A 23,076-nucleotide genomic window follows, 5' to 3' on the forward strand; every position below is an offset into this window, starting at 1 on the left:
CCCTATCTATAGATGGTCGGCAATAAACCTTCCGGCGGCGCGATTTCTTCGATACTACACGCTCCCTGTTTATAAGGGAGATGGTCTTCCATTTCCCGTCTGCCTGTCGGAATCACAAATCGTTCATTGTATTTGGATACAGACAATAGTCTTGCCATGTCTTCCACTTGTTCCATCGATATTTCCGCTTCTTTCAACAACTTGCTGCTTTCCAGATCACCGACTGTTTTTGCACGCATGTGTACACGCATGGCTATTAATTTCAATAAAACTTTACGAATCACAATGGTATCTCCGGCAGTCAGAATGGATGCTAAATATTCAACCGGAATACGCATAGAATCAACAGTTGGCAGATAGCCATCCGCTTTTAAGCTGTCTTCATTCCGGATATGACTCATAATCGGGCTAAGGGGCGGCACGTACCACACCATTGGCAATGTTCTGTATTCAGGGTGCAACGGTAAAGCGATTCTCCATTTCATTGCGAGCTTGTACACAGGAGAATTTTGGGCGCTGTTGATCCAAGCATCATTTATCCCAGCTTTTCTCGCTTCATGGATCACTTCCGGATCAAACGGATCCAGGAATACAGACAATTGGGCAGGGTATAAATCTTTTACATCTGTCACAGATGCCGCTTCTTTTACCCGATCTGCATCATACAACACAACTCCCAAATAACGAATTCTTCCAACACATGTCTCAGAGCAAATGGTTGGCAGTCCTGCCTCAATTCTTGGATAACAGAAGTTGCACTTTTCAGCTTTCTGTGTGTTCCAGTTAAAATACACCTTGTTATAAGGACACCCGCTGACACAAAACCTCCAGCCCCGGCAATTCTCCTGATCCACTAACACGATTCCATCTTCTTCCCGTTTGTACATCGCTCCGGATGGACATGAAGCAACACAGGAAGGATTTAAGCAGTGCTCACAAATCCTGGGCAAATACATCATAAATGTTTTTTCAAACTCAAGTGCAATACTCTCCTGCATTCGTTTGAAGTTTGGGTCCCGCGGAGCAATCGCATGACCGCCCGCCAAGTCGTCATCCCAGTTCGGGCCCCATTCCGGTTGATCCATCATTTCTCCGGTCAGGATCGAACGAGGGCGTGCAACCGGTTGATGGTTTTTCGTCGGACTCTCAATCAAATTTTCATAATCATAAGACCAAGGTTCATAGTAATCGTCTATTACCGGTAAGTCAGGGTTATAAAATAGATGGGCCAATTTATGAAATGCACCGCCGGCTCGTAAGCGCAACTTGTCATTTTTTAATGTCCATCCGCCGCTGTAATAATTCTGGTTTTCCCATTCTTGCGGGTATCCAGGTCCCGGCCTTGTTTCTACATTGTTAAACCACATATATTCAGCACCGGGACGGTTTGTCCAGGTATTTTTGCAAGTCACGCTGCATGTATGACAACCGATGCATTTATCCAAATGCATGACCATCGCAACCTGTGCTTTAACTCTCAAGCCAGTCAACCTCCTTCAGCGGGCGAATTCTCGTTATGATGTCACGTTGATGACCTGTAGGCCCATAATAGTTGAAATTATAACTTAGCTGGGAGTAGCCCCCAATCATATGTGTCGGCTTGGGAATGATCCGGGTTACACTGTTATGTGTTCCACCACGTTTCTTATTTGATGTACCGGGAACACCTATGACACGGTCTTGGGCGTGGTACATCATGGCGACTCCTTCAGGTATTCTGTAAGTTAATACTGCCCGGCATGCAATACATCCGTTGGAATTGTATACTTCCACCCACTGGTTGTCTTTGATGCCGATCGATGCCGCGTCTTTTTCATTGATCCAGATCGTTTGGCCGCCACGGAACAATGTCATCATAGTTGGAGTATCCGTATACGTCGTATGAATTCCCCATTTTTGATGTGGCGTCAGGTAACGCACGGTTATAAATTTTTCTTCCTGATTGGCGATTTTCTCATTTAAAAGCAACGCACCTAGCTCCAATGGCGGGCGGAAAATTGGCAAACCTTCACCGAAATCCAGCATCACCTCATGATCCAGGTAAAAATGCTGACGCCCTGTCAACGTACGCCAAGGAACCTCGTATTCTTTGTTTACGACAAACGGCGAGTACCGTCTCCCGTCTTTCTCCAAGCCGCTCCATACCGGCGTAGAAATTGCCGATTTTGGTTGTGCGGTAATATCAACGAGTGTAAATGCATCCTCTTCCCGGCCTTTTGCCAATTCTGTCAGGTCAAGTCCGGTGACTTCACTTAACGATTCCCATCCTTCTACTGCGCGATGGCCATTAGTGGCCCCAGACATCGTTAGAATCGCTTCGATCGCTTGTTTATCATGATATAAATCCGGTCTGCCTTTACCTATCCCATCTCTTCCCGAAATGCCCAAGCGTTTGATCAAATCTTTGTATGCTTCTTCTCCGGGATACGCAATCCCCTTTGAAACCATTCCCTTTTCAATATTTGGGCCAATCGTTGTCATCTGATCAAATATATTGGGATACTCTCTGTGTACTACAACAAATTTTGGCATCGTCTTGCCGGGAATCGCTTCTACCTCACCTTTTCGCCAATCTCTCACTTTCCCGTCAGGCTGAGCGATCTCTTCTGCCGTATCATGTGTCAGTGGCGCCATAACCAAATCATCACAGGCTGGCAGGTGCTTTTTCGCAAGTCTTGAGAAAACTTCCGATAAATAGCGGAACGTCTCCCAGTCGCTTCTTGCTTCCCAAGGACTGGAAATCGCTGCATTAAATGGATGTACAAACGGATGCATGTCTGTGCTGCTAATATCATATTTTTCATACCATGTGGATGCAGGCAATACGACATCCGCATACAGCCCGGAACTTGTCATGCGAAAATCGATACTGATAAATAAATCGAGTTTGCCTTTTGGCATCTCATCGGAGATACGAACCGTTTCCGGCTGCCAATTGCCTTTATTTGAGGACACTTGATTATCTGCCCCAAGCAGATGTTTTAAAAAATATTCGTGACCTTTTCCGCTTGCCCCCAATAGATTGGAACGCCAGTTGTACAAAATTTTCGGGAAATTTCTCGGATGATCCGGATCTTCAATCGCCCATTGAAGATTTCCATTTGTTATTTGCTTCACAGTATAATGGACGATTTCTTCATTTGTCTTGGCGCCTTGCTCCCTTGCGTCCTTGATAATCTTCAAGGAATTTTGGGTGAACTGTGGATATGCCGGCAACCAGCCAAGCCGTGCAGCCAGTGTATTCATATCGGCAGGATGCATATTTTGAAAACGTCCGCCAAGAGGGGATCCAACCGTTGAAGATTCCAATTCTTCATAGCGGAATTGATTTGTCGCAAAATAGAAAAAGGACGTGCCGTTCATCAAGCGCGATGGTTTTTGCCAGTCACTGGCAAATGCGACTTGTTGCCATCCTTCCAGTGGACGCACTTTCTCTTGTCCTACATAGTGCGCCCAGCCGCCACCGTTGACACCTTGACATCCTGTCAATAGCACCAAATTTAACATGCAGCGGTAGATCTGATCGCTGTGGTACCAGTGATTCGTACCGGCACCCATGGCAATCATCGATTTTCCTTTTGTACGTTCTGCGTTATCTGCAAATTCTCTTGCAACCTGGATGGCCAATGATCGATTGACACCCGTAATCGACTCTTGCCATGCCGGTGTATAGGGCATATCATCATCATAGTTTTTTGGATAGTCTCCCGGCAGGCCGCGATCCACTCCAACATGTGCAAGCAACAAATCAAAAACGGTCGTAACGAGCAGTTCTTCTCCGTTTGCATTCTTTATTTTTTTAGCCGGAACCGCCCGTTTAATGATTTCCCCCCTGCCTTTCCCAAAGAACGGGAACAAAACCAACGGCTGTCCGTCCGCCTGTTCGAAAAAGCTTAGCATGGGATTGAAGGTTGTACCGTCATCCTTTTCTAATTTCAAATTCCATTTTTGTGACTTATCCCAACGAAATCCCAGACTGCCATTCGGGACGACAGGCCGATTTTCTTGCTCATCCCAAAATACGGTTTTCCACTCGCCAAGAGACTGTTCGCCATTGAGGTCGGAGGCATGTAAAAACCGGTCTGTAACGTATCCGTTCTCATGCGTCTTTAATAGAACCATGAAGGGTAAATCCGTATATTTTTTCACATAATCGATAAAATACTCCGTTTTTTTATCAACATAAAATTCTTTTAAAATAACATGTGTCATCGCCATAGCGAGGGCACCATCTGTACCAGCTTTAGCAGGCAACCAAATATCTGCAAACTTTTCATATTCTGCATAGTCCGGACTGACGCCAATCACCTTCGTCCCGTTATAACGCGCTTCCACCATAAAATGGGCATCTGGTGTCCGGGTCATCGGCAAGTTCGTGCCCCAAATGATCATATACTTGGAGTTGTACCAATCTGCACTTTCCGGAACATCTGTCTGTTCGCCCCAAATTTGCGGGGATGCCGGCGGCAGGTCTGCATACCAATCATAAAAACTTAATATCGTTCCGCCTATTAATGAAAGAAAACGTGAACCAGCAGCATAACTTACCATCGACATGGCTGGAATCGGGCTAAATCCAGTTACCCGGTCAGGTCCATATTCTTTAATTGTGTAAATACTGGAAGCTGCTATTAATTCAGCAACCTCTTCCCAATTTGTTCTGATAAATCCCCCTTTTCCTCTTGCATTCTGATATAAACGTTTTTTCTCCGGATTGGAAACAATATTGCCCCATGCAACCACCGGATCATTTGTCTTCTCACATTCTTCTCGCCAAAGCTTGATCAAATCGCTCCGGACGTAAGGAAATCTCACCCGTACCGGGCTGTATGTATACCAGGAAAAAGTAGCGCCGCGTGGACACCCACGTGGTTCGTATTCCGGAAAGTCTTCGCCGATTGTAGGATAATCTGTTTGCTGTGTTTCCCACGTAATAATGCCGTCTTTCACGTGGATCTTCCAACTGCAAGAACCGGTACAATTCACTCCGTGCGTAGAACGGACTACCCGATCATGTTGCCATCTGTGCCGATAGATTTTCTCCCAGTCACGGGAGCGCAGACTCTCTTCGGTCCAACCTTCATTTAGCTTCGGGCCGCGTTTTAAGTATTTCAGTGCTTGTATCAATTTATTTTGCTTTGCCATATGTATTCGCCTCCCATAGATAGAGATACGGGATTAAACGCTTCCCCAACCATTCGGAAAGCGTCCTTCCCTTCCTCCAATTCGGAAACAAATACATCCCAAGTTGCTGCATTTGCCGCTACGAGGATTAGCCTTTCCAGCGTTTTCACATCTGATATTTCTTCTATTTTGTTTTCTATCTCCAGTGGGATTCCGCCAAATCTCATTTGCAAGATCGCCAATACATCTTCCCGATCATTTTGCAGAAAATTATACAGTACGGTTTCATTAAGCATTATGGATTCCATCCTTTTCAAAGTTTCACCCAAATTTTCCCCTGATTTCGTTTGAGTATGCATACTTAAACGAAATGAAAGGAATTCCAAAATTAAAATCAATCAATTTAAAGAGCGTATTCAAAAATGCTCTGTGCAGGGGCAGGCGCGAGCACTCATGTAGTCGCTCAAACAGGGCAAATCGTTTTGCCTAATTAAGAACGTATAAGAGATAGAGATTGGGCATCAAATTCAAACTTTTTTATTTGGATTGATATTTTTGAAGGAACGAAACTGGCAGCGGATGAAACCGGCAAATACCGTTAGCCACGCAAACATGGCAATTACAACCATAAAACGGGGGATGAACATAAGAAAAGGAATTTTCAAGGCTTTGGCCAACTGGAAAGTACCAGTCGTATACATGGCAAGAGGAAACGCCATTCCCCAAAATTGCGGGTCGTAGGTCAGGGGATAGCGGTGATAAAGATGGCGCCATATCATGAGGCTAAACAGCAATGGAATCCACCATGTGCCTGTTATCCAGAAAAATAAAGTAAATCCCTTCAAAAAGGGAGTTAGCTCTATAAGGAGTGGCCATTTTTGGACATGCAGAATAAGGGTAGATCCCGCCAGAGTGGTGATGGCAACGGCACCCATATTAATCCAATAAGGTGGGGTAAGAGAAGCGTATTTAAGTTCCAAAAAAGTAAATCTGTAAAAAATAAGAGTAATAATGTTCAAATATAGCATACATCCCAACAAGTACATACATAACGTAAAGAATAAGATGATTTCCCGTCCATTTTCCATATAGGGTGAAAGCAATGTGCCAAGTATAGAAATCGATTGTGTTGCGACTGCCGCTATCAACCAAGCTCCGTTGATCCCCGCTGCCAAGGTGGGTTTTTTCCTTCTTACGGTGACTGCCGTAAAAAACGTATACATGATCGTTATCCATAAAAGGATGCCAAATACCCATAAAAAGGCGGCCAGATAATAATTGTCAGCCACTATGATAAGTTGGCTTCCTAGCATACAGGTCGCGGCGACAAATGTAAAGAAACCGGGGCCAAGAGTATGGCTGGTCAAGTCTGCTAATACACGGGGAAAGTATTTGACAAGGCGAATCAAGGTCAAAAGCCACAATGTCACATACGCAATCATGTTAAAAACTAACAGCGACTGGGGAATCCATGGGATATCGAGCAAAAATGTGGCAACAGATAATGCGCCTGTGGCCATGACCAAGGAGAAGTATCCAGGAAAAAGATTGGCTATTTTTTGCTCAATATATTCAATCATTATCTCTGGTCCTCCCGAAACGTATGATGTGATTTCATGATCGTGTAAGCAAATCACGATTTTGAAACCGTTTTACTTGATTGTAGACCCTGTATGCATAAAACGCAATCAATCAGCTGCCAGAATTCATAGCAAATTCCAATGTTTTCATGGTAAAATTTATGGTAATTTTGCAATTATGTACATATCTAGGTATCATAAAGATGTAATCGTTTATCATAGTGTTTTGAAAGTAGATCTGCGGTTGGGGGCTGAAATGGCAAAGACAAAATCCAAAACGAAGTTTATCTGTCAAGATTGCGGATATGAATCTGCAAAATGGCTGGGGAAGTGTCCAGGATGCTCGCAGTGGAATTCCTTTGCAGAAGAAGTCGTTCCAACAACGTCAGAGCGCATCCCGTCCAATCAGCATCCGCAAGGAAAGCCTGAGTCAATTGCTGCTATTGATACTGGGCAGGAACCGAGAACTTCTACGGGATATCAGGAATTCGACCGGGTATTGGGCGGCGGAATTGTTTCCGGTTCATTAGTGCTTGTCGGTGGCGACCCTGGTATTGGAAAATCAACGTTGCTTCTGCAAACTTCATTTTCTGTAGCAAAGCAAGGGAAAAAAGTACTATATGTGACGGGAGAGGAATCTTCCAAACAAATCAAGCTGCGGGCGGACCGTTTGCAAACGATCGCGGATGAATTGTTTATACTTCCCGCTACCGATCTGGAATTTATCGAGACGCAAATTCGCCATTTGCAGCCGGATTTTGTAATGATCGACTCGATTCAGACGATGTACCTGCCGCATATCTCGTCAGCGCCAGGGAGCGTCAGTCAGGTTCGGGAGTGTACAGGGTATTTGCTGCGCATTTCAAAATCCCTGCAAATGGCGATCTTCATTGTCGGCCATGTAACAAAAGAAGGAACGATTGCCGGTCCGCGATTGTTGGAACATATGGTTGATGCTGTGTTATATTTTGAAGGAGAACGGCATCATTCCTATCGAATTTTGCGTGCGGTTAAAAATCGCTTTGGATCGACGAATGAGATGGGAATATTTGAAATGCGGGAATTGGGATTATCAGAAGTACGAAACCCGTCTGAGCTGTTTTTGGCAGAACGTCCACAAGGTGTGGCGGGTTCTGCGGTGGTTGCCAGTATGGAAGGAACACGGCCATTATTGGTTGAAATTCAAGCGCTGTTGACACCTACTGCCTATGGGAATCCGAGGCGAATGGCGGCGGGTGTGGAAAACAGCCGGGTTGCTTTGTTGATGGCTGTGTTGGAAAAACGTGTCGGCCTGTTTTTGCAAAATCAGGATGCCTACGTCAATGTTGCCGGTGGGGTCAGACTTGATGAACCTGCGGTAGATTTGGGCATTGCAGTAAGCATCGGTTCGTCGTTTCGAAATCAAAGCATACATCCCTATGATGTTTTTATTGGAGAAATCGGGCTTACAGGTGAGATTCGTGCAGTATCCCGGATTGAACAACGTGTGAAGGAAGCCCTCAAACTCGGATTTCATAGATGTTTTCTGCCGATTGGCAATATGCGGGGGTGGAAGCCGCCCGAAGGAATTCAGATCATTGCAGTCGAGACATTACAGGATGCGTTTCATTTTGCATTAGAAGGGTGAAAGGAATGCGGGAGGATGTAAAAAAGGAAACTGCCATAAATAAGATTCTTCGGTTTATCGCACCTGGTACCCCTTTACGGGAAGGGCTTGAAAATGTACTGCGGGCAAAAACCGGCGCTTTGATTGTCATTGGGAACAGTCCGGAAGTCATGCAAATTGTAGATGGCGGATTTACGATTCATTGTGAATTTACGCCGGCAAGCCTTTATGAACTGGCGAAAATGGATGGCGCGCTGGTGCTTAGTGAAGACGGGAAGCGAATCTTAAATGCAAATGCTCATTTGAATCCGGATCCGTCGATTCCCTCCTTTGAAACAGGGACGCGACATCGGACAGCAGAAAGAGTTGCAAAGCAAACAGGTCATTTGGTGATTTGCATCTCCCAGAGGCGAGATGTTATCACGTTATACCAATCGAATTTTCGATACGCCTTAAAAGATATTGGTGTAATTTTGACAAAAGCAAATCAGGCGATTCAGACATTGGAAAAGTATAAGTCGGTTCTCGACCAGGCACTTACCAATCTTGGCGCACTCGAGTTCGAGGAAGCTGTTACATTATACGAGGTAGCTCAAGTCATGCAGCGAATCGAGATGGTGCTCAGGATTAAAGCGGAAATTAAACGATATATTATCGAGCTTGGGACGGAAGGCCGATTGATCAGCATGCAATTGGAGGAACTTGTGGCAAACGTAGATGAAGAAGCGTATTTATTGGTGAAAGATTATTGTAAAGACAATGCAGACGTAACACCACATCATATTCTCACCGAATTGCATATGCTGTCTCCTGATGATTTATTGGAAACGGCAACGATTGTAAAAGCACTACGGTATTCTGGCACTCTCAATATTTCGGAAGAACCGGTATCATCACGCGGGTATCGGATTTTACACAAGATTCCCCGGTTGCCGCAACCGGTTGTCGAAAATCTGGTCGAACGTTTTACATCACTCCCTAACATCATGGAAGCAACGATTGAGGAATTGGATGATGTGGAAGGTATTGGGGAAGTGCGGGCACGAGCCATTAAAGAAGGGCTGCGAAGGCTGCAAGATCAGGTATTTATCGATCGTCATATCTAGTTTTACCAGATGATTAGCCAATATAGAGGGGGATTGCCGATGTGGTTGAAGCTGTTGCCGAATGTCTTTACACTGGGAAATTTGTTTTTGGGAATGATTGCAATACTTCTTGCTTCACAAGGTGAGTACGGGGGAGCTGCTTTACTGATTATCGTTGGCATGGTTTTGGATGGGGTGGACGGAAGAATTGCCCGAATGTTTCATGTGCAAAGCGAATTTGGCAAAGAATTGGATTCGCTTTCAGATATCGTAACGTTTGGCATAGCTCCTGCTGTTCTGATGTATGCTGTCGTGTTGCATCAATTCGGATGGATCGGTATTGTGCTTTCTTGCATCTTTCCCGGATGCGGCGCATTGCGGCTTGCCCGCTTCAATACACAATCGAAAACCACAAATTATTTTATCGGTTTGCCGATTACAGCCGCCGGTGGCGTGTTGGCTACGCTGGCTTTGTATATGCCGCTGTTGCCAAAAGCACATATGATCTTGCCGATTGCCATGATGTTTTTGGCGTATCTGATGGTCAGCAAGGTAAAGTATCCGAATTTCAAAAAATTAGGTATTCCAAAGCGGGTTTTGTTCATTGCTCCGCTCATTGTCGGCATCGTCGTAGTCGTCTTTTATTTCCATCGCGATGTCCTGAACCGCTTGATTTTCTTGCCTCTTGCAGTCTATGCATTGTATGGCGTGCAAAGAAAATTAAGAAAAGTACATAAACGGGACATAAGCGACGAAGTATATGATACAATAGCAAAATAGCAAAAAAATCTTTTGGTTACGATTGCTATGTTTTATTCGAAAAGTCGTTGTCTATAATGAGAGATAGGAGGTGAAGCGAATGTTGCGAAAAATTGTACATTTATTTTTCGGTGTAGTAGGTGTCGTTTTAGGAGCCAAATTTGCGCCGACATTATTCGCACTCATAAAATTAGATTATGGAGTTTTTAAAAGCACGATTTTTGGCGGTCTATTAGGGTTTAGTATATTTATTTTGGCGACGATTTGGTTGGTCGACTATGTTATGACTTTAATTCGTTGGTTTGAGGAACGAATGTTAAGGACTCCGATTTCTGATGTCATGCCTGGAATCGTGGGTATGATCTTGGGTCTGATTATCGCGTATTTGCTTGAAAATGCTTTTATGCAATTACCGATCGTAGGCAGTGTGGTACAGATATTTGCCAGTGTGCTGCTTGGTTACCTTGGATTTACGATCTTTTTTCGCAAACGCGAGGAATTGCTGGCCATTTTTAGCGGCAGATTGGGCAGAGATAAGGACAAAGACAAGTCCAGTAAACAATTAACCCGCAGCGGTGAAGCGAAACTTTTGGATACAAGCGTAATTATTGACGGCCGGATTGCTGATATCGTAAAAACCGGATTTCTTGATGGAGTCTTGATTATTCCATCCTTTGTCTTGGAAGAATTGCAGCACATTGCAGATAGTTCCGATGCATTGAAACGGAATCGGGGCAGACGCGGGCTCGATATCTTAAATCGTATTCAGAAAGAGCTAATGGTAAAAGTTCAAATTATGGAGATCGATTTTGAGGATATCCAGGAAGTTGACAGCAAGCTTGTGAAGTTGGCAAAAAAAATAAACGGCAAAGTCGTTACAAATGATTTTAATTTGAATAAAGTATGTGAATTGCAAGGTGTTGGTGTTTTAAACATCAACGATTTGGCAAATGCAGTCAAGCCTGTCGTATTGCCGGGTGAGGAAATCATCGTACAAGTGATTAAAGACGGCAAAGAACACGGACAAGGCATTGGTTACCTGGATGACGGTACGATGATCGTTGTTGAAGGCGGGCGTGAATATATCGGATCCCGCTTGGAAGTATTGGTTACAAGTGTATTGCAAACATCAGCCGGACGAATGATTTTTGCCAAACCCAAATTACTGGAACGGGCTTTATAATGGATTGCATGATACGTATGCATTCCTTTGTCAAGCTGGACAATTCTTGCTACAATGATAGGCGCTGTACTGCTACGGCGTCTTTTTTTATAAAAGGATAGCCGAATACATCTGACTGCATTGAAATGGGATTTTTACAGGAACAGCAGCCATTTTAAGGATATCATGGTAAAGTGATACTATTGTGTCATAACGGGGTTTGAGGAGATGATTGGTTTTGATAGATGCAGTCGTTGTGGCTGCGGGCAGCGGAAACCGAATGCGTGCAGAGATAAAAAAGCAATATATGACGATCGGGGAAGAAATGCTGTTTATACATACTGTACGTGTATTTGATTTGCACCCGCAAATTCGCTCGATTGTACTGGTCGTTTCACCAGGAGATGAAGAATTTGTTACTGGCGTTTTACGAACCTATAATTGGAAGAAACAGATACGTGTTGTCGCAGGTGGTCAAACGCGGCAAGAGTCTGTATTTTACGGTTTGCAGGCGTTAGATGAGGGATCGGAATACGTCGCGATTCATGATGGTGCGAGGCCGTTTTTATCGCAAACGATTTTGACGAATGTCATTCATAAGGTATATGAGTATCATGCGGTAGCTGTTGCCGTACCTGTAAAAGATACAATTGCTGTTGTCGATGACGGAAAAATACAAAGTGTTCCGGAACGGTCGACGCTATGGTCTGTGCAAACACCGCAGGCGTTTCAAACGGCGCTGATTCGGAAAGCACATGCAGCTGCCGTGCAAGATTTATTTAGCGGAACAGATGATGCTTCATTAGTACGAAGACTGGGACATGAAGTGCATATCCAGATTGGCGGATATTCCAATATGAAACTCACGACTCCGGAGGATCTGGTCATTGCACAGTTGGTCTTGCAAGAACGCCAAAAAGAGGAGCGGTTCTATGAATTCAATCCGCATAGGGATCGGATATGATGTACATCCGTTAATAGAGGGAAGGAAACTATACATAGGTGGTGTCGAAATTCCTCACGAAACAGGCCTGTTGGGGCATTCGGACGCAGATGTGCTGCTGCATGCAATCGCGGATGCGATCTTGGGCGCTTTAGGTGAAGGAGATATTGGAAAACACTTTCCGGATACGGATGAGCGCTATAAAGATATTTCAAGTGTTGCATTATTGCAGGAAGTTGCTGATTTGGCGCAACGCAAAGGGTATTCCTTGGGCAATCTTGATTGCGTTTTGCTTGCACAACGGCCCAAAATTGCACCCTATATACTGCAAATGAGGGAAACGATTGCTGCCGTGCTGCATGTGGATGCGGCTGTTGTCAATATAAAAGCGACAACGACAGAAAAATTGGGGTTTGTTGGTCGTGAAGAAGGAATGGCGGCAGAAGCAGTAGTACTGCTATATCAATCTATGCTATAATTTCCAATAAAATTGAGGGGAAAAGGAGTATTCCATCGTGTCAGTTCGAGTTCGTTTTGCTCCGAGTCCTACGGGACATCTACATATAGGCGGCGCCCGCTCCGCATTGTTTAATTATTTATATGCAAAAAAGCAGAATGGAACGTTTATTCTGCGGATCGAAGATACGGATCAAGCTCGCAATAAGGAACATGCGGAAGAGGGTTTTATAAAAAGTTTGCGTTGGTTGGGGATTCCTTGGGATGAAGGATTTGAGACAGGTGGACCGTATGGCCCATATCGCTGTATGGATCGATTGCCGATCTACCAGGAATACGCGGATCGTTTGCTTGCGGAAGGGAAAGCATATCGCTGTTATTGTACGGAAGAGGAAATCGAAGCAGATCGGCAGCGAATGTTGGAACAAGGTCTTACACCGAAGTATTCCGGGAGATGCCGCCATCTTGCCAAAGAACAAGAGGATCGATTCCGGGCGGAAGGACGGAAATCCGTTGTTCGCTTTCTTGTGCCGGAAGAAAAGATCGTCCGCATTCATGATAAAATTCGCGGTGACGTAGAGTTTGAAACAAATGGCATCGGCGATTTTGTCATTGTCAAATCGGACGGGATTCCCACATACAATTTTGCCGTTGTTGTCGATGACGCGTTAATGAAAATCACATTGGTGATTCGCGGGGAAGAACATTTGACAAATACACCGCGGCAAATCCTGGTTTTCCAGGCATTCGGCTTTGAAATTCCGGAGTTTGCACACTGTTCCCTCATTCTGAATGAACAGGGGAAAAAACTAAGCAAGCGGGATGAGTCAATCGTTCAATTCATTGAACAATACAAAGACTTGGGGTATCTGCCGGAAGCGTTGTTTAATTACCTGGCGTTGCTTGGGTGGTCGCCGGGAACCGAGCAAGAGATCTTTTCCCATGACGAATTGGTTCAGGCATTTTCCATTGAGAGAATCAGCAAGAGCGGCTCGATTTTTGATCAACAGAAGCTGGCGTGGATGAACAGCCACTATATCAAGCAGGCGGACGTACAGCGGATTGTTGATATGGCAATTCCGTTTTTGCAGCAAGCAAAGCGCCTGCCGACTGTACTTTCGCCGGAGCAAGCTCGCTGGGTGACGGCGCTTGTACAACTTTTGCAAGAAAAACTTGAATATGTTGCACAAATCGTTCCATTGTCCGATTTGTTCTTTACCGATCAAGTATCGTATCCGGAAGAAAGTATGACTCTTTTAAAAGAAGCGCATGTTCCGGTAGTAGCGCATGCTTGTGCCGAGGTCTTTGACAGGATTGAGGATTGGTCGGCAGATGGGATCAAACAGGCAATCAAAGAAGTGCAGAAGGAAACCGGGTATAAGGGCAAACAATTGTTTATGCCGATTCGCATAATCGTAACCGGACAGGAACACGGGCCGGATTTGAATCAAACTCTATACCTTCTTGGCAAGCAAGCAGTTGTTCAACGGTTGCGGAATTTTGAAACACATGCAGCTCATGTGTAAGAGACACGCGACGCCCAGTCGTCTCTGACTGCAGAGGCGGCTTTTTCTTTAGAACGTTGTATTTGGAAAGGAGCCGTTAAACAGCTATGGCGCTTCGTTTATATAACTCACGCACACGTCAGAAAGAAGAATTTCAAACACTGGAAACCGGAAAAGTGAAAATGTATGTGTGCGGCCCAACTGTGTATAACTATTTTCATATCGGGAATGCGCGTGCGTTTGTAGTTTTTGATGTTGTCAGAAGATATCTTGAATATCGGGGATACCAAGTAACATACGTACAAAATTTTACCGATGTAGACGACAAGCTGATTCGAAAGTCGCAAGAGATGGGCAAAACGGTAAAAGAAGTTGCCGATCAATACATCGATGCCTATTTTGAAGATGTGGAAGCTCTTGGTGTCAAACGTGCAGATGTTCATCCGCGTGTCATGGAAAACATGGATGAAATTATTCAAATGATTCAGGAATTGATTGCCAAAGGATTTGCATATGTCCGGGAAGGCGACGTTTATTATAATACGCTGCGTTTTTCCGATTACGGAAAACTGAGCAATCAGTCCTTGGAAGACTTACAGGCAGGCGCGCGAATTGAAGTGAATGAAAACAAACAAAACCCTCTGGATTTTACATTGTGGAAAGCGGCGAAACCGAGTGAGGTTTTTTGGGATAGTCCGTGGGGGCAAGGCCGTCCGGGGTGGCACATTGAATGTTCTGCGATGAACCGCAAGTACTTGGGAGAAGAAATTGACATACATGGAGGCGGACATGATTTGATGTTTCCCCATCATGAAAATGAACTTGCGCAAAGTCAGGCGGCCACGGGAAAACCTTTGGCCCGATATTGGCTGCACAATGGATATGTCAATATCAACAATGAGAAAATGTCGAAGTCATTGGGGAACTCTATTTTTGTACGTGATTTAAAAGAGCAGTATGCACCGCTTGCATTGCGGTTTTTCTTGCTGTCTGCCCAATATCGGCATCCGGTCAATTTTAGCGATGAGTCCATTCGCCAGTCTCAACAAGCGATGGAACGAATTTCGGGCTGCCTGGAAAGTTTGCGGCATCGTGCAGCTTCGGCGGACCCGGATTTGATGGAAACCATCGAGGTTCAACCATATCGGGAACGTTTTTGTGCCGCTATGGATGACGATTTGAATACACCGGATGCCATTACCGTAATTTTTGAAGTTGTAAAAGATGCGAATCAATATATGCGTAAAGAACATGTTGCATTGCGCGTGATTGAAACATATCAATCCATACTTGAGGAATTGGCAGGCGTATTGGGATTTCAATTCTCCGCACGTTCCGAATTGCTCGATGAAGATATTGAACGATTGATTGCAGAACGTACAAATGCGCGCAAAGAGAAAAATTTTGCACGCGCCGATGAAATTCGCAATCAATTAGTGGAGCAGGGAATCCTGTTGGAAGATACTCCGCAAGGCGTTCGGTGGCGGAGACAAACATAATGGCAACACAAATGGATTGGCTAAAAAATCTTGCAAGCCAACTTTCATGGCAATTTCCACGTAAAGCAAATGAAATGTCGGCACTGACTTTAGCCTATATCGGCGACGCGGTGTGGGAAGTGGCGATTCGTATGCGCGTATTGCAGTCTGGCGATAACAAGCCAAATCAACTGCATAAAAAAGCTACTACTTACGTAAAGGCAGAACGGCAGGCGTTTGCATTGCATCGATTGCTCCCGCTTCTTTCCGGGGAAGAGACAGGAATTGTGAGAAGGGGCAGGAATGCGAAGTCGGCAACTGTGCCCAAACATGCCAGCATTACAGATTATCGACACAGTACCGCCTTTGAATGTTTGCTGGGATTTTTATTTATTACAGGACAATATGAACGTCTGCATGAAGTCATGAATCACTCGATTGTGATTTTGGAGAATGTAGATGAAAAGGAGAACAAAAAGGTATGAGTAGACAACAAAAGCGAACGTTCGGCTCCACGGGACGCAGAGGACGAGGGAATAACAAGCAAAGCCGTCCTCGTCCGACGATTTCGAATACTCGACAAAATGCCGGTAAGCCAATGCAAACACAGACATCGGCCCGCGTGCAAGTTGCCGATGAATCGCGGGAACAGGAAATGATCGTCGGGCGGCGGCCGGTGATTGAAGCGTTAAAAGCAAATACAACCTTGAATAAAATTTTGATGGCTGAAGGTGTTGAGACGGGCAGCGTCGTGGAAATTCTCAGCAAAGCAAAAGAACGTTCCATAATCGTACAACGAGTTCCCAGAAAGAAATTGGATCAATTGGCGCCTGATACAAACCACCAGGGAGTCTTGGCGTATATGGCCGCCAAAGAGTATGTGGATGTGGAGGATTTGATCGAGATTGCACGGAGTTCGGACAAGCCGGGGCTGATCGTGGTCTTGGATGAAATCGAAGATCCTCATAATTTAGGATCAATTTTGCGGAGCGCAGATGGTGCCGGAGCGCACGGTGTAGTGATTTCGAAACGCCGGTCGGCTCCTTTGACGGCAACGGTTTCAAAAGCTTCTGCCGGAGCGATCGAGCATATGCCTGTGGCGCGCGTGGCAAGCATTTCACAAGCCATTCAGCAACTGCAAAAAGCAGGTTTTTGGGCTGTTGGCACAGATGTAGAAACAAACAAACGGTATGATCAAATTCGCTATGAAGGTCCTACTGTACTTGTCATTGGCAATGAAGGGAAAGGATTGAGCAGGCTCGTAAAGGAACGTTGCGATTTTCTTGTCAAATTGCCGATGCTTGGGCAGGTACAATCATTGAATGCCGGTGTCGCTGCTGGCATTTTGCTGTATGAAATTGTCCGGCAACGATTCCAGGCATAATGTATGAATGACAGCAAGTGATGAGAGACGTTTTAATAATCGACGGGTATAATATTATCGGCGCTTGGGGCGAACTGCGCAAGTTGGTGAAACAAGATGGATTAGAGGAGGCGCGGGATCTTCTGATCGAGAAGCTCATCGAATACCAGGCGTCGACGGGGCGGGAAGTATATATCGTATTTGATGCATACAAAGTTCCCGGCATTCGTCAGCAGTATACGCAAAAACAACTGCATATTTTGTATACCAAACAAGATGAAACAGCTGATGAATTAATCGAGAAGATGGTTCGCGTTTCTGAAAAATACACATCACAGATTTACGTTGCTACATCCGATTTTACGGAACAGCAAATCACGTTTGGGGATGGGGCGCTTCGAATTACTGCAAGAGAATTGATTCAAGAGATCGATCGGGTTAAAAAAAAGGTTCGCGAACGTGTCGCCAAAATGGAACAGCAACCAAAACGGACGTTGGGCGATGCACTGGATCCGGGAATATCCAAAATATTCGAAATTTGGCGCAGGAAATAATAGGTCTCCATTGACCCTATAAGATTACATAATGTATAATAAATTCAGCTTACACTGCGTTCTAGGTCGGAGGGATGGACATTGACAAGCCAGACACAAGTTGACATAATTACAAACTTCGATCTATTTTCTGACGAGGACCTGGTGAAGCGTGTAAGGGCGGGAGATGACGAAGCGCTCGAATATCTGATTCATAAATACAAAAATTTTGTTCGGGCCAAAGCTCGATCTTATTTTTTGATTGGTGCAGATCGCGAAGATATCGTACAAGAAGGTATGATAGGTTTATATAAATCAATTCGCGATTTTCGGGATGATAAGCTCGCCTCGTTTAAAGCGTTTGCCGAATTGTGCATCACAAGGCAAATCATTACTGCAATCAAGACTGCCACCCGCCTGAAGCATATTCCGCTGAATTCGTATGTATCATTGGACAAGCCAATCTATGACGAAGATTCCGATCGGACTCTATTAGACGTGATTTGTGGTTCAAGAGTTACGGATCCTGAAGAGCTCATTATCAATCAAGAGGAATTTATCGATATCGAAGTTAAAATGAGCGAGATATTAAGCGATCTTGAGCGCAAAGTGCTGATGCTGTATCTTGACGGACGTTCGTATCAAGAAATCGCCGTAGATTTGAAGCGTCATGTGAAGTCGATTGACAATGCTTTGCAGCGTGTAAAACGCAAACTTGAGAAATATTTGGAAGTGCGGGAATCCTAGCCGCACCTTTTTCTTTTCCCCAGGTATATCAGTAGGGGAAATTGTAGAAAATGGATTGTAGGTTTTTATGCAAGTTTTTTCCTAATGGTTTTTTCAAAGTGTTTTTTGAAAATAGTTGCTTTAATTTTTGGAACACACCGCTCAGTTGTTATTGACATGAAAAAACTGCTGTGATAAAGTACTATAGGTATCCATGCGTAATAAGACAAGATCAACAGATCAATCAACATTTCGCAATTGCGGGATTTGTTTAAAGGTTGTACTTGGAAATACATTTACGTGTCTGGAGACACAGATTCCACATGTTTAGGGGGTGTCATAGATGCGCGTTAACATTACTTTGGCTTGCACAGATTGCAAACAACGAAACTATGCGACCAAAAAGAATAAAAAAACGCACCCGGATCGTATGGAAACAAAGAAGCATTGCAAATTTTGCAACCGACACACGTTGCATCGTGAAACTCGCTAATCGAGTGTCTTGGTTTTATGCTTCTTTTTGCTTGTAGACCGGACGCTTATGAGGAGTGGGATGATGAGTAGTTTTGTTGGAGGGTTACGTTCCGGCTCGTCCAAACTTATTTCTTACTTTAAAGAGGGAGTAAGTGAACTTAAGCGTGTCCGCTGGCCCAATCGTAAGCAAACAATCAACTATACGGCTGTGGTGATTATAACGGTTCTGTTTTTGTCTGTAGTCGTATATTTGTTTGATTTAGGGATTAGCAAGCTATTAAACCTGATTGGGTTTTAAAATTGCAGATCGATGCAAGGTATATATTCAAAAGCTTTTTAACATTGAGTATTAGGGGGTACGGGCGAATCCGCCCTCAGAGCGATGGAAAACATGGAAAAACATTGGTATGTGATTCACACATATTCCGGCTATGAGAATAAAGTAAAGGCAAACCTTGAGCGTCGGCTTCAATCTATGGGGATGGAAGATAAAATTTTTCGTGTCCTTGTTCCTGTGGAAGAAGAAATTGAAACGAAAAACGGGAAAAAGAAATCAGTCATGCGAAAAGTGTTTCCCGGTTACGTTTTGGTTGAAATGATTATGACAGATGACTCTTGGTATGTCGTGCGCAACACTCCTGGAGTAACGGGCTTCGTTGGTTCGGCGGGCTCTGGATCGAAACCGACTGCTTTGTTGCCGAATGAAGTGCGCTCCATTCTCAAGCAAATGGGTGTGGATGAGACAAAAACAAAAGTTGACTTTAGTTTAAAAGAAGCGGTTCGTGTAGTCGAAGGGCCGTTTGCCAACTTTATCGGCAGCATTGAAGAAATTCAAGCGGATAAACAAAAAATTAAAGTCATGGTTTCCATGTTTGGACGCGAAACCCCGTTGGAATTGGATTTTAATCAAGTTGAAAAGCTTTAGGGTAGTTTATAATCTTGACCTAGGCTGCTTCATTAGGTCATGTTTTTATGTGTATATTGTTTTTGTTTTGCGTGGGAGGGTTTTATACCCGTTTAACCACATCTTAGGAGAAGGAGGTGGACGAAGTGGCTAAGAAAGTGATTAAACTCGTCAAACTTCAGATCGCCGCTGGTAAAGCTACACCTGCACCGCCAGTTGGTCCGGCTCTTGGTCAAGCGGGCGTGAACATTATGCAATTCTGTAAAGAATTCAATGCGCGCACAGCTGATCAAGCGGGGATGATTATTCCGGTGGTTATCACCGTTTTTGAAGATCGTTCCTTTACGTTTGAAACCAAAACGCCGCCTGCTGCAGTCCTGCTGAAAAAGGCTGCCGGAGTTGAATCTGGATCAGGCGAACCGAACAAGAAGAAAGTTGCAACTTTAAAACGTGCAAAAGTACGCGAAATTGCCGAAACGAAGATGGTAGACTTAAATGCTGCATCTGTTGAGGCTGCCATGCGTATGGTCGAAGGTACCGCACGCAGTATGGGCATCGTCATAGAAGACTAATTGTAAAGCAACATATAGCGGATTTCGCTTGTTGCGCTGCTTGGGGTTGGCTGCATGGCTGCCAACCTTCATTCGTGGGAGGTCACTCACCGTCATTACCACATAGAGGAGGACTATTGCAATGGCTAAAAAGGCTAAGAAATATATCGAAGCCTCAAAGCTCGTGGATGCAACTGCGGTCTATGATCCGCAAGATGCATTGGAGTTAGTGAAAAAAGCATCCTATGCAAAATTCGACGAGACTGTTGAGGTAGCCGTTCGTTTGGGTGTTGATCCGAAAAAAGCGGATCAAAACATTCGTGGTGCGGTTGTGCTGCCGCATGGCACAGGTAAAACAGCACGCGTCCTGGTTTTTGCAAAAGGCGAAAAGGCAAAAGAAGCAGAAGCTGCCGGCGCGGACTTTGTTGGAGATGATGATCTCATTAACAAAGTGGCTCAAGGCTGGTTTGATTTTGATGTCGTTGTCGCTACACCTGACATGATGGCGTCCGTCGGTAAATTGGGTCGTACACTCGGTCCGAAAGGCTTGATGCCGAATCCGAAAACGGGAACTGTTACACAAGACGTAAAACGTGCGATTGATGAAATCAAAGCAGGTAAAATCGAGTACCGTGTGGATAAAGCAGGCATTGTACATGCTCCGATTGGGAAAGTTTCCTTTGAAGACAACAAACTTGCCGATAACTTCTTTGCATTGATCGATACATTAATCAAGGCAAAGCCGGCAGCGGCAAAAGGGCAATATGTCCGCAATGTCGTTGTAAGTTCTACTATGGGACCTGGCGTAAAAGTTAATTTACAAAAATTGACGGACGCCAGAGGCTAATTTGCTTTTGACTTCTTTGTTCGAATGTGATAGGATTACATTCGTGAATTGAATAGGAAAGTTACACCGTAGACAGTAGGTTCAAATATGATTAATGTCTTATGGACGCCTGCCGAGGTTTTGATACAAATGTCATGTTTACCATGTGCAAATTGTAATGCCTCCGTGTCTACGGGGGCTTTTTGCTTTATAATCCAGCGTTTAGGAGGTGTCATGATGGGAGTTCGCGAAGAAAAAGCTCAATTGGTATCCGAAATCACACAAAAGTTGCGTGATAGCAAAAGTACGATTATCACCGATTATCGTGGATTGAATGTTGCGGAAGTGACAGAACTTCGCAAAAAATTACGTGAAGCCGGCATTGAGTACCGTGTGTATAAAAACACATTGACACGCCGCGCAACAAAAGAAACGGGTTTGGATGCGATCGATGCACAGTTGACTGGTCCGACAGCCATTGCGTTTTCATTTGAAGATGTTGTTGCTCCTGCGAAAATTCTCAATGACTTTGCAAAAAATCACAAAGCCCTTGAAATTAAAGGGGGCGTTGTAGAAGGCCGCGTCATCGACGTTGAGGAAGTTACTGCTTTGGCGACATTGCCATCCCGCGAAGGGTTGCTTTCCATGTTGCTCAGTGTTCTTCAAGCGCCAATGCGCAACTTTGCTTATGCAGTTAAGCAAGTGGCAGATCAAAAGGAACAACAAGCATAATCGGCAGTGTTTCTTATGTAGCGATTTTACTATAAATCTCGTATTTACTATAAAGTGTATGACTATGGAGGGTATTTAAATGTCTATCGAACAAATCATTGAATCGATTGAAACCATGACAGTTCTTGAATTGAACGATCTCGTAAAAGCGATCGAAGAGAAATTCGGCGTAACGGCTGCTGCTCCTGTTGCAGTTGTTGGCGGTGCAGTAGCTGCTGAAGCTGTTGCTGAACAAACAGAATTCGACGTCATTCTCACAAGTGCCGGCGCTTCCAAAATCAACGTTATTAAAGTTGTTCGTGAAATTACAGGCCTCGGCTTGAAAGAAGCGAAAGAACTTGTTGATAACGCTCCGAAAGCTTTGAAAGAAAAAATTTCCAAAGAAGATGCGGAAGCAGTCAAAGCAAAATTGGAAGAAGCAGGCGCATCTGTTGAAGTCAAGTAACATTTTCATATAGAAGACCTCGCCTTATGGGCGGGGTTTTTTTATACATTTTCGTACAGGACAGGTGGATATACTGCGTGGGACAGGAACATTATTTTAGTTCGAAACCGACAACTCGACATGATGCCAAAACAATTGAAGTTGTACTCCGTGGGTATAAGATTCGCTTGAAGACAGATGCGGGAGTGTTCTCGAAGAACCAAGTGGATTTTGGCACCCGTTTGTTAATTGAGTGTATGGATATCCCGAATGGATCCTCTGTGTCGATATTGGACCTCGGTTGTGGATATGGTCCTGTAGGGATTGTTGCAGCAAAATTGGCTCCGGACTCCCAGGTTGTCATGGTGGATGTGAATGAACGTGCGATTGAACTTTCAGCCGAAAATGTTCGTAACAATCAAGTGACAAATGCGATTGTAAAGATCAGTGATTTATATCAAAATGTTCAGGGGCGGACATTTCAACGAATTTTGTCGAATCCACCCATACGGGCAGGAAAGAAAGTTGTGCATCAGATATTTGAAGAGGCTTCGAATTATTTGACGGATGATGGTGAACTTTGGATCGTAATACAAAAGAAGCAAGGCGCTCCTTCTGCTAAAAAAAAATTGGAAGAATTGTTTGTAGAAGTCAATGATATTGGGCGGGATGCCGGGTATCGGATTTTTCAAGCCAGAGGGAAAAAACAGGTGGAGTAAGTTTTTTGATTTTGTCAATAGAAATTTATTGACTGCAATATTTGGCTGTGATAACATTAGAAAATGCGAAATAAAAGATGGGGGTAGAATATTTTAATTTTATGAATATTTCCCATGTTTTATGGA

General features: G+C 44.3%; 24 protein-coding genes and 1 other annotated feature. Of the genes, 20 read left to right on the forward strand and 4 right to left on the reverse strand.

Features of this window, described 5'->3' with window-relative positions; all coding sequences use genetic code 11:
- Positions 1–2 precede the first annotated feature (2 nt).
- The 4 genes from narH to LSG31_RS06410 form a co-directional block, all read right to left on the reverse strand.
- Positions 3–1,481: a nitrate reductase subunit beta gene (narH, locus tag LSG31_RS06395; RefSeq protein ID WP_347438552.1), complete on the reverse strand. Its 1,479-nt coding sequence runs from the start codon at positions 1,479–1,481 to the stop codon at positions 3–5.
- Positions 1,471–5,145: a nitrate reductase subunit alpha gene (locus LSG31_RS06400; RefSeq protein WP_347438553.1), complete on the reverse strand. Its 3,675-nt coding sequence runs from the start codon at positions 5,143–5,145 to the stop codon at positions 1,471–1,473. Before LSG31_RS06400 ends, narH begins: the two co-directional genes overlap by 11 nt.
- Complete coding sequence (locus tag LSG31_RS06405; RefSeq protein WP_347438554.1) at positions 5,124–5,420, reverse strand: hypothetical protein; 297 nt, start codon at positions 5,418–5,420, stop codon at positions 5,124–5,126. The genes LSG31_RS06400 and LSG31_RS06405 overlap by 22 nt, the downstream gene beginning before the upstream one ends.
- A 231-nt stretch (positions 5,421–5,651) precedes the next feature.
- Positions 5,652–6,704, reverse strand: coding sequence for a tellurite resistance/C4-dicarboxylate transporter family protein (locus LSG31_RS06410; protein ID WP_347438555.1), 1,053 nt, complete (start codon positions 6,702–6,704; stop codon positions 5,652–5,654).
- Positions 6,705–6,960: 256 nt separating this feature from the next.
- On the opposite strand from LSG31_RS06410, the gene radA reads away from it, so the two are divergent.
- From radA to LSG31_RS06510, 20 genes are all read left to right on the forward strand, one after another.
- Positions 6,961–8,331: a DNA repair protein RadA gene (gene radA, locus LSG31_RS06415; RefSeq protein ID WP_347438556.1), complete on the forward strand. Its 1,371-nt coding sequence runs from the start codon at positions 6,961–6,963 to the stop codon at positions 8,329–8,331.
- Positions 8,332–8,336: 5 nt separating this feature from the next.
- Positions 8,337–9,416, forward strand: coding sequence for a DNA integrity scanning diadenylate cyclase DisA (gene disA / locus LSG31_RS06420; RefSeq protein WP_347438557.1), 1,080 nt, complete (start codon positions 8,337–8,339; stop codon positions 9,414–9,416).
- 39 nt (positions 9,417–9,455) lie between these two features.
- Complete coding sequence (pssA, locus tag LSG31_RS06425; RefSeq protein ID WP_347438558.1) at positions 9,456–10,175, forward strand: CDP-diacylglycerol--serine O-phosphatidyltransferase; 720 nt, start codon at positions 9,456–9,458, stop codon at positions 10,173–10,175.
- Positions 10,176–10,254: 79 nt separating this feature from the next.
- Entirely contained in the window at positions 10,255–11,337 is a 1,083-nt protein-coding gene (locus LSG31_RS06430) for a PIN/TRAM domain-containing protein (RefSeq protein ID WP_347438559.1), read from the forward strand.
- Between the two features lie 217 nt (positions 11,338–11,554).
- Positions 11,555–12,280 carry a 2-C-methyl-D-erythritol 4-phosphate cytidylyltransferase gene (ispD, locus tag LSG31_RS06435; RefSeq protein WP_347438560.1) on the forward strand — a complete coding sequence of 242 codons (726 nt, stop codon included), beginning with the start codon at positions 11,555–11,557 and terminating at the stop codon, positions 12,278–12,280.
- Complete coding sequence (ispF, locus tag LSG31_RS06440; protein ID WP_347438561.1) at positions 12,249–12,737, forward strand: 2-C-methyl-D-erythritol 2,4-cyclodiphosphate synthase; 489 nt, start codon at positions 12,249–12,251, stop codon at positions 12,735–12,737. The genes ispD and ispF overlap by 32 nt, the downstream gene beginning before the upstream one ends.
- Positions 12,738–12,774: 37 nt before the next feature.
- On the forward strand, positions 12,775–14,241 hold the full coding sequence (gltX, locus tag LSG31_RS06445; RefSeq protein ID WP_430734249.1) for a glutamate--tRNA ligase: 1,467 nt from the start codon (positions 12,775–12,777) through the stop codon (positions 14,239–14,241).
- A gap of 86 nt (positions 14,242–14,327) precedes the next feature.
- Positions 14,328–15,719 carry a cysteine--tRNA ligase gene (cysS, locus tag LSG31_RS06450; RefSeq protein WP_347438562.1) on the forward strand — a complete coding sequence of 464 codons (1,392 nt, stop codon included), beginning with the start codon at positions 14,328–14,330 and terminating at the stop codon, positions 15,717–15,719.
- Complete coding sequence (locus LSG31_RS06455; RefSeq protein ID WP_347438563.1) at positions 15,719–16,183, forward strand: Mini-ribonuclease 3; 465 nt, start codon at positions 15,719–15,721, stop codon at positions 16,181–16,183. Before cysS ends, LSG31_RS06455 begins: the two co-directional genes overlap by 1 nt.
- Positions 16,180–17,082 carry a 23S rRNA (guanosine(2251)-2'-O)-methyltransferase RlmB gene (gene rlmB, locus LSG31_RS06460; protein ID WP_347438564.1) on the forward strand — a complete coding sequence of 301 codons (903 nt, stop codon included), beginning with the start codon at positions 16,180–16,182 and terminating at the stop codon, positions 17,080–17,082. The genes LSG31_RS06455 and rlmB overlap by 4 nt, the downstream gene beginning before the upstream one ends.
- A 20-nt stretch (positions 17,083–17,102) precedes the next feature.
- A complete protein-coding gene (locus LSG31_RS06465) occupies positions 17,103–17,615 on the forward strand; it encodes an NYN domain-containing protein (RefSeq protein WP_347438565.1) in 513 nt (170 codons plus the stop codon).
- 81 nt (positions 17,616–17,696) lie between these two features.
- Positions 17,697–18,341, forward strand: a complete 645-nt coding sequence (sigH, locus tag LSG31_RS06470; RefSeq protein WP_347438566.1) for an RNA polymerase sporulation sigma factor SigH — start codon at positions 17,697–17,699, stop codon at positions 18,339–18,341.
- A gap of 322 nt (positions 18,342–18,663) precedes the next feature.
- Entirely contained in the window at positions 18,664–18,813 is a 150-nt protein-coding gene (gene rpmG, locus LSG31_RS06475) for a 50S ribosomal protein L33 (protein ID WP_347438567.1), read from the forward strand.
- Positions 18,814–18,876: 63 nt separating this feature from the next.
- A complete protein-coding gene (secE, locus tag LSG31_RS06480; RefSeq protein ID WP_347438568.1) occupies positions 18,877–19,092 on the forward strand; it encodes a preprotein translocase subunit SecE in 216 nt (71 codons plus the stop codon).
- Positions 19,093–19,185: 93 nt separating this feature from the next.
- Positions 19,186–19,719, forward strand: coding sequence for a transcription termination/antitermination protein NusG (gene nusG, locus LSG31_RS06485; protein WP_347438569.1), 534 nt, complete (start codon positions 19,186–19,188; stop codon positions 19,717–19,719).
- Between the two features lie 125 nt (positions 19,720–19,844).
- Positions 19,845–20,270, forward strand: a complete 426-nt coding sequence (gene rplK, locus LSG31_RS06490) for a 50S ribosomal protein L11 (protein WP_347438570.1) — start codon at positions 19,845–19,847, stop codon at positions 20,268–20,270.
- Between the two features lie 121 nt (positions 20,271–20,391).
- Positions 20,392–21,096, forward strand: coding sequence for a 50S ribosomal protein L1 (rplA, locus tag LSG31_RS06495; protein WP_347438571.1), 705 nt, complete (start codon positions 20,392–20,394; stop codon positions 21,094–21,096).
- Positions 21,097–21,144: 48 nt separating this feature from the next.
- Positions 21,145–21,290 (forward strand) — a sequence feature (ribosomal protein L10 leader region).
- A gap of 19 nt (positions 21,291–21,309) precedes the next feature.
- The gene (gene rplJ / locus LSG31_RS06500) at positions 21,310–21,807 is read left to right on the forward strand and encodes a 50S ribosomal protein L10 (RefSeq protein WP_347438572.1); all 498 of its coding nucleotides are present in this window, start codon (positions 21,310–21,312) and stop codon (positions 21,805–21,807) included.
- 79 nt (positions 21,808–21,886) lie between these two features.
- Positions 21,887–22,252 carry a 50S ribosomal protein L7/L12 gene (rplL, locus tag LSG31_RS06505; protein ID WP_347438573.1) on the forward strand — a complete coding sequence of 122 codons (366 nt, stop codon included), beginning with the start codon at positions 21,887–21,889 and terminating at the stop codon, positions 22,250–22,252.
- A 77-nt stretch (positions 22,253–22,329) separates the two neighbouring features.
- Positions 22,330–22,950, forward strand: coding sequence for a class I SAM-dependent methyltransferase (locus tag LSG31_RS06510; protein ID WP_347438574.1), 621 nt, complete (start codon positions 22,330–22,332; stop codon positions 22,948–22,950).
- Positions 22,951–23,076 lie beyond the last annotated feature (126 nt).

The sequence above is a fragment of the Fodinisporobacter ferrooxydans genome (assembly GCF_022818495.1).
In the GTDB taxonomy this organism is placed as follows: domain Bacteria; phylum Bacillota; class Bacilli; order Tumebacillales; family MYW30-H2; genus Fodinisporobacter; species Fodinisporobacter ferrooxydans.

What these genes read in the sequence shown, in the direction of transcription:
- LSG31_RS06400 (WP_347438553.1), bottom strand. Translation starts at nt 5,145, where the DNA reads ATGGCAAAGCAAAATAAATTGATACAAGCACTGAAATACTTAAAACGC.
- LSG31_RS06405 (WP_347438554.1), bottom strand. Translation starts at nt 5,420, where the DNA reads ATGCTTAATGAAACCGTACTGTATAATTTTCTGCAAAATGATCGGGAA.
- LSG31_RS06410 (WP_347438555.1), bottom strand. Translation starts at nt 6,704, where the DNA reads ATGATTGAATATATTGAGCAAAAAATAGCCAATCTTTTTCCTGGATAC.
- radA (WP_347438556.1), top strand. Translation starts at nt 6,961, where the DNA reads ATGGCAAAGACAAAATCCAAAACGAAGTTTATCTGTCAAGATTGCGGA.
- disA (WP_347438557.1), top strand. Translation starts at nt 8,337, where the DNA reads ATGCGGGAGGATGTAAAAAAGGAAACTGCCATAAATAAGATTCTTCGG.
- pssA (WP_347438558.1), top strand. Translation starts at nt 9,456, where the DNA reads ATGTGGTTGAAGCTGTTGCCGAATGTCTTTACACTGGGAAATTTGTTT.
- LSG31_RS06430 (WP_347438559.1), top strand. Translation starts at nt 10,255, where the DNA reads ATGTTGCGAAAAATTGTACATTTATTTTTCGGTGTAGTAGGTGTCGTT.
- ispF (WP_347438561.1), top strand. Translation starts at nt 12,249, where the DNA reads ATGAATTCAATCCGCATAGGGATCGGATATGATGTACATCCGTTAATA.
- cysS (WP_347438562.1), top strand. Translation starts at nt 14,328, where the DNA reads ATGGCGCTTCGTTTATATAACTCACGCACACGTCAGAAAGAAGAATTT.
- LSG31_RS06455 (WP_347438563.1), top strand. Translation starts at nt 15,719, where the DNA reads ATGGCAACACAAATGGATTGGCTAAAAAATCTTGCAAGCCAACTTTCA.
- rlmB (WP_347438564.1), top strand. Translation starts at nt 16,180, where the DNA reads ATGAGTAGACAACAAAAGCGAACGTTCGGCTCCACGGGACGCAGAGGA.
- LSG31_RS06465 (WP_347438565.1), top strand. Translation starts at nt 17,103, where the DNA reads ATGAGAGACGTTTTAATAATCGACGGGTATAATATTATCGGCGCTTGG.
- rpmG (WP_347438567.1), top strand. Translation starts at nt 18,664, where the DNA reads ATGCGCGTTAACATTACTTTGGCTTGCACAGATTGCAAACAACGAAAC.
- secE (WP_347438568.1), top strand. Translation starts at nt 18,877, where the DNA reads ATGAGTAGTTTTGTTGGAGGGTTACGTTCCGGCTCGTCCAAACTTATT.
- nusG (WP_347438569.1), top strand. Translation starts at nt 19,186, where the DNA reads ATGGAAAAACATTGGTATGTGATTCACACATATTCCGGCTATGAGAAT.
- rplA (WP_347438571.1), top strand. Translation starts at nt 20,392, where the DNA reads ATGGCTAAAAAGGCTAAGAAATATATCGAAGCCTCAAAGCTCGTGGAT.
- rplJ (WP_347438572.1), top strand. Translation starts at nt 21,310, where the DNA reads ATGATGGGAGTTCGCGAAGAAAAAGCTCAATTGGTATCCGAAATCACA.
- rplL (WP_347438573.1), top strand. Translation starts at nt 21,887, where the DNA reads ATGTCTATCGAACAAATCATTGAATCGATTGAAACCATGACAGTTCTT.